General features: G+C 39.9%; 6 protein-coding genes. 1 reads left to right on the top strand and 5 read right to left on the bottom strand.

The window, feature by feature from the left end; translation table 11 throughout:
* Window positions 1-81: 81 nt before the first annotated feature.
* The 3 genes from O9139_RS23380 to O9139_RS23390 form a co-directional block, all read right to left on the bottom strand.
* Window positions 82-1,011: a cache domain-containing protein gene (locus tag O9139_RS23380; protein WP_270884170.1), complete on the bottom strand. Its 930-nt coding sequence runs from the start codon at window positions 1,009-1,011 to the stop codon at window positions 82-84.
* Between the two features lie 212 nt (window positions 1,012-1,223).
* The gene (locus tag O9139_RS23385; RefSeq protein WP_270884171.1) at window positions 1,224-1,964 is read right to left on the bottom strand and encodes a protein kinase domain-containing protein; all 741 of its coding nucleotides are present in this window, start codon (window positions 1,962-1,964) and stop codon (window positions 1,224-1,226) included.
* Between the two features lie 593 nt (window positions 1,965-2,557).
* Window positions 2,558-2,755, bottom strand: coding sequence for an SDR family NAD(P)-dependent oxidoreductase (locus O9139_RS23390; protein ID WP_270884172.1), 198 nt, complete (start codon window positions 2,753-2,755; stop codon window positions 2,558-2,560).
* 377 nt (window positions 2,756-3,132) lie between these two features.
* On the opposite strand from O9139_RS23390, the gene O9139_RS23395 reads away from it, so the two are divergent.
* Window positions 3,133-4,773, top strand: coding sequence for an S-layer homology domain-containing protein (locus tag O9139_RS23395; RefSeq protein WP_270884173.1), 1,641 nt, complete (start codon window positions 3,133-3,135; stop codon window positions 4,771-4,773).
* 414 nt (window positions 4,774-5,187) lie between these two features.
* Here the strand turns inward: O9139_RS23395 and O9139_RS23400 are convergent, their stop codons facing one another.
* Complete coding sequence (locus O9139_RS23400) at window positions 5,188-5,577, bottom strand: DUF1259 domain-containing protein (RefSeq protein ID WP_270884174.1); 390 nt, start codon at window positions 5,575-5,577, stop codon at window positions 5,188-5,190.
* A gap of 267 nt (window positions 5,578-5,844) precedes the next feature.
* Entirely contained in the window at window positions 5,845-6,012 is a 168-nt protein-coding gene (locus O9139_RS23405; protein ID WP_270877747.1) for a hypothetical protein, read from the bottom strand.
* Window positions 6,013-6,195 lie beyond the last annotated feature (183 nt).

Here is a 6,195-nt window from a genome sequence, read left to right on the forward strand (position 1 = left end):
TATATTCTGCTTACATGAAGTCGCGAGCATTATTTCCACTCGCCTTGAATCTTGCTCGCCTGCAGCTCTTTATTGACGTCGTCAATCATTTGCTTTCATCCCGACTAAAATAATGGAAGCATTACGCAGCTTCGTCACGTCCTGCAAAGTTTCGCTCAAAGAAAACACACCGATCGTTTTCCATTTTGTAAAATCCGATTCCGTATACATGATTTGGTAGCGTTGATTACGGATTGTTTTCACAATAGAAGTCTCATTGTGCTCTTGAAGCCACTCAGCCCTCATTCGATAAACAATGGTATTCTCAGGTGCATAGACAATCTCGCCGTTGTTGTCCATGATATAAATAAAGCCGCTTTTGCCGAGCGTAATATCGCGAATTAACGACTCCAGTTTCGTTAGTTTGTAATCAATGAGGACAACACCTTGATAGCGTTCAGATTGCGTACCATGCAACGCCATCACAACGGAAAGGACATCATCCGGGCTATAGTTCATGTTGGTAGTAATATTTCTACCCACCGGCTTGCTCATTAAGTGTGGTTTATCCGGCTCGTTCATGGCTTCGATATACCACTCTTCACTCGTCAGAGGATTTCGGGCCACTCGATACATCTCATTACTGACATCCAGGTCATTCTCATTCACAATGATAATCCCGGCAATCTCTGGATAGGTGGAAGTGAAGTTACTAAGCATGCCTCTCACTTCAACTTCGATGCTCTGTCTCTGGTCGGGGGCCGTATGCGAATTTACGGAGAGAAACCGTTCAGTCTCCGGGTTCTTGGAAATCAGTTGCAGCGTTTGCCCTACATTTTGCACATAAAAATCAAGATTCTTCGTGACCTGACCAATCATTTGTTCCGTATGATCGTTTGCTTCATTCTCCAGCGTTTTTACAGATACCCAATTGCCAATCACACCCAAGGTTGCCACAGGAAGCAAGATCAAAGTGATGAAATATACTAATAACCGAAAATGTAAACCTCTATTTTGAAAATACCGAAGCAAATGGGGACATCTCCTTTTGGACTTTCCAATGCTCATGAAAAAAGAACGGAACCGTGGATCCCGTACTTTTGTGAAACCGATTACGTAATCGTTTACACATAGTGTAATGGCGATCTCGTTTTACTGTCAATAAGGAATTTCGACCAAACGATATCCCATGCAGGACTTACAAATTAGCCCACATAATTGTATTGTTCCTTGCTATTACTCGCTTACTTGCTTTCGTAGACGACTTTACCAATGGAGGAATTGAGCTGTCTCCATAGATAAGGAAATTTTTTTTGAGATTGCAAATCTATCTTTCTGGCAATTTTGCAGAATGAATACGCATCATCCCATTTGAATGCACTCGGTTTGTATGATTTCTCTCCAAGAGCTTCCAATATGTCTCTTCTGGATTTTAGAAATGTAAGTTCATGAACGTGACTCGGATGCTTCAAAACGGAAAATGCAAAATCAATTAATACTAACTCCATTTGTTTACCATCTTTTCCTCTACGGACCAATAAATTGGCTGGTCGAATATCGCGATGGATGATCTTGTTTTTATGCAGAATTTGCAAAATATCGTTCATTTGTCGCAACAGTTGTCGCTTGTGATGTTGACTTTGTATTTTTCTTTGAATTAAGCATGTTTCCAATGAACTTGACCCCTGAACATATTCGAGAACAACAAAGGGATATTTGCCCTTCACATTATACGCCAACAATTTGGGGAAATATTTCGATCTGGTTCTACGATTGAGCAGTTGAAGTAATAAGGCTTCTCTTCTGGCAACCTCCGGTAGGTTTCCATACATTTTAATGAAAACAGTTTTTCCTCTTTGAACATCTTTCCCCACATAATAATGAAAATTAAGAATATTGGAAGGCATATACTGCCTTACGTTTATATAACCATATTTTTCCTTTACGTATTTAAGAAATAAGTCGTTATTTCTTGTGGACTTCATTATTAATCCCCCTCAATTAATAGTTAGATATCAATATATGTTAATTGTTAGAGGTTCATAATATATATCTGTCCGTTGTCCGAAAAAATAGGCTCTAGAAAGGTTGATTAAGGACATTTGCTTAAACCACGCTTTTATGCAATCAAGAATAAATAGGAATAAAGGGTGCACGGCGTAGCTGATCCGATATCCCACCAGCAAAGGCACTGAAAGAAGCTATAGCTGAGGCTAAGGCAAAGGAAGTCGGAAGATAAAGTAATAAACCTAACCAATTATCATTTAGAAACTTGTCGAATGAATACAAGTTCCCGCTTACTTTGATTATAGGCGATTCTGTACCTTTTATTCGCGTTAAGTCTCAGAGGATTCCAAAACAAAAAAATACAGCATAAAACGATGCATCCGACGGAAGCAATTAATCCGAAATAGGAAATTTTCAATTTACACCCTCTCCATTCGGGAGACTTTCCCCCTAAATTATACTACCAAACAGGTAATTTTTTAGTGCGTTTATTGATCTAATCTCCCCGATAGATTAACGCCACGTGAAAAAACATTTACTAATCCAGCCTATACTACCACCGCGATTATGCTCATATGTTTGTGTTTTTGAGATGCGATAAGCGGATGAGCTTCCCCTTTAAACCTAGAAAGCCTTGATGAACTTGAAAAGATCCCAATCCCGACGATATATTAACTATACGTCCAAAATTATGTTCTTTCATCAAAGCTACAGAAGCTTGAATTAGATTCAGAACTCCAAAGTAATTGGTATCAAATGTTTCTTTCATAACGGTTTCATTTACGTTTTACTTAGAATCATACATTGGGCTGAAAACGAACAAACCACCTCCTACGCCGTTAAGAGGTGGTTTTATATATGAACGTGCTGTTGACCAATATCAATATATGCTCTAGTTCAAGATTCTGCTCTAGTTTTAGCCCAAAAGGAAAGAGGTCCTTTCCGTTCGGAGAACGCCAGTCATATATTAGACAGCGTGGATCTAAAAAGTATTACGGATCCACACAAAATAGTTTTTAGGACAGTGCTCACTTGGAACCCCCCTAAAACAAACCATCCTATCGAATCCTTATAGCCTAATCAGTCCCTTCACGAAGGAATCCAAATTCAATTATTCATTTATTATGTACAAGGAGATGGAACTTGATGCAAAAGAATTTGATGAAAAAAGTTGTTGCAACCTCTCTCGCGCTTACAATGGTTATGGGGGGCGCTTCCGCGGCTTTCGCACATGACAAAGATGATCGTGAAGATAATCAACGTCATGAAAGTCATGGTAAAGGCGGAAATAACTTCAACTTCAATGGTAATACCAATGTCACGATTAACTTTAACTTTAATGATATGAATGGTGCATCATGGGCACTGCGTTACATAGCAAGCTTGTCTTCCAAACGCGTATTCGAAGGATATGAAGACGGATCATTCAAACCGAATAATAGCGTTTCCCGTATCGAGGCTATCACGGCTGCCGTTCGCTTGATGGGATTGCGTGATAAAGCAGAATCCGCTGCTGAAATGCAAACGAAATTGAACTTCAGAGATGCTGACCAAGTTCCTTCATGGGCTGTAGGTTATGTGGCTGTTGCGCTTGAAAATGATTTATTCTCTGAAAAGGATGACGCTGTTAAACCGGATCAACCTGCAGACCGTTTGTGGGCGACAACACTCTTGATCAAAGCTTTGAAACTGGACACAGAAGCAAAAACAAAAATGAATTCAACTCTTACATTTATAGATGCGAACAAAATTCCTGCTGGTTCTGTAGGTTATGTCGAAGAAGCGATAGAGAAGAAATTGGTTGACGGCTTTGAAGACAACACATTCAGACCATACCAAAATGTAACACGCGCTCAACTTGCTGCTTTGCTTGATCGCACAAACAGCCAACTGCCTGACCAAGACCCAAATAATTTCACTGGCACAGTGAATGCCCTTGTTACAAATAATACTCTTTCACTCACAACTGCGGGTACAACGACTTCATATACCCTTCATCCGGATGTATTTGTACTGCGCAACGGAGTGAAGGTAAACGCTACTGACCTGCAAGTTGGAGATGAAGTGAAAGTCCATACCTTTAACAATACTGTCGTTTATGTTGAAGTAACGAATTTAGCTTCACAAACCAATTCCAATGTAACAAGCGGAACGATTATTTCTGCAGTGAACAACAATGTTTTGTATTTTAATGGCGCAGCTTATCCCTATACACTCAGCCCAACTGTGGTTATTTACCGCAATGGCTCCTCGGTGCCGGCTTCGGCCCTGCAAGTTGGCGATGTTGTTAACATCACAACTAGTGGAAACCAAATTACACTGATTCAGGTAACAACATTAGCTCAACAAAGCAATGTAACAAGCGGAACGATTACTTCTACTGTATACAACAATGTATTAAATTTGAATAACGCAGGCACAGTTACTCCTTATACACTTAGCCCAAGTGTAGTTGTTACACGCAGCGGTGCTACAGTAGCAGCTTCTGCTCTGCAAGTTGGTGATGTAGCTAACATCACAGTTTCAGGAAACCAAGTTACCTCGATTCAAGTAACGACATTAGCTCAAGCTAATCAAGGATTTGATGTCTATGGTACATTTAATTCTACTACTCCTGACGCGCAAGGCAGAATTGCTCAAATTTCTATTAATGGCGCAAATGGAATTACGCTTTACAACGTTTCTCCTACTGTAATCATATCAGGTGATCGTACTCAATTGGTTCAAAACCACCTGGTTGAATTGAAAGGTTATAGCGGGGTTGTTACTTCTATTGAAGTAAAATAATATCCATCACGTTATAAGCTCCTTGCTAACAATAGCAGGGAGCTTATTATTATTTTTTTGCTGCTAAGAACCGTTTCAAAGGTACAATCGCGTAGAATTTGCTCATTAAATGCTGAAGCTTGGACTTAATAGGGAATCGTATCGCCCCCATTGTGAAGCTATTAAACGAATAACGCTAATTCAATTAAAAAAAAGATTAAACCTTACGATCTGCTCCCTGTTATATTTAAACTACGTTCTCCGTTAGCTCTCAATCATTAAAGTACGAAATTCGCAACTAATTAGCTCTTTACTCTGACAGCTTATGTACGTCAGACCAGGTTGGAGCCATTGTTTCAAATAAATTTAAACTACAAACATATTCATGGTTCGTATATCGAGCCCGGTGTCTACAAGGTACCGAGCTCGATTTTATTAATGCACAGCATCTAACGCACGCCTGACTTTTCTTGCGAAAACAAGTGGACTTCCAACTGCTTCAATATTAATATAAATCAAGCGAGGCTGCTCGAATAGCCATTCGTTATGGACAGATGTAACTTTTATTCCTTGATTTCGAATGGCCGCAATGAATTTATTGACTTCTTTCTCTAAGAATGCCGCTCTACCTAAACAAAGCGCTCTACCATTTCTTTCATTTAAAGATTCAAACGAAAAAGAAGATGTTACTCTAAATCTTTTCCCCAAAATTGTTGCTCTTATGTTATTTCGATTGATTGTCGAGACGCATTTTCCTCCAGCTAAGCCGGGTTCACCCCCGATAATCTTTGAGAACCGCTCACAAAGCGAACCGGTACTGGTCATCGATCTATCCCTCCCTGTTTTCAATTATGGTATGAGTACAGGAACAGGATTGAAACTGATTAACGTCTATCCGCTATAATTCCTTCTTTACAATATCGACAATGGCCATCCGAGGATACTGCCCTTTAGCTCAATGATAAAGGCAGCTGATCGTGCTGACCAGCTGCCATGTTATCGTGTTGAACTATCGTTCCTCGTTACTTCAGCGGATAGCTCAGATGCTTCCAATAGTACCCTTTAACAACGTAAGAATCTGTTGTACTTTGCTTACGATTTCTTGAAAAAGATGAAATAGACGGAGACAAACACCGCAACTATTCCGATGTTGACGATTAGCCGGGTCGCAAAGTGATGTCTTAAGTAAAGTATATCGACACTCACGATAACGGCGATCATCACCACAATGAACAGCACTCGAAACAGGTTCCCTGTCATTTCACTCATCCTCTCAGAGATATCTACCGTTGCTTCCTGCGTTTACGCCACCGTTACCTGAAGATAGGATGCAGTTGCATCGTTCAGGTCATCCTTTGTAACCCTCACAACCTTCTTATTAAGCCCTTAAATAGAATGAATATGATCGGTTTTATTGTACCATATATTGGAACTAACCTGCCC

This window comes from Paenibacillus aestuarii (genome assembly GCF_027789125.1).
Taxonomy (GTDB): Bacteria; Bacillota; Bacilli; order Paenibacillales; family NBRC-103111; genus Paenibacillus_E; species Paenibacillus_E aestuarii.

Excerpts from the sequence above, each read along its gene's own strand:
- O9139_RS23395 (WP_270884173.1), top strand. The coding sequence starts at position 3,133 with ATGCAAAAGAATTTGATGAAAAAAGTTGTTGCAACCTCTCTCGCGCTT.
- O9139_RS23400 (WP_270884174.1), bottom strand. The coding sequence starts at position 5,577 with ATGACCAGTACCGGTTCGCTTTGTGAGCGGTTCTCAAAGATTATCGGG.
- O9139_RS23405 (WP_270877747.1), bottom strand. The coding sequence starts at position 6,012 with ATGACAGGGAACCTGTTTCGAGTGCTGTTCATTGTGGTGATGATCGCC.
- O9139_RS23390 (WP_270884172.1), bottom strand. The coding sequence starts at position 2,755 with ATGAAAGAAACATTTGATACCAATTACTTTGGAGTTCTGAATCTAATT.
- O9139_RS23385 (WP_270884171.1), bottom strand. The coding sequence starts at position 1,964 with ATGAAGTCCACAAGAAATAACGACTTATTTCTTAAATACGTAAAGGAA.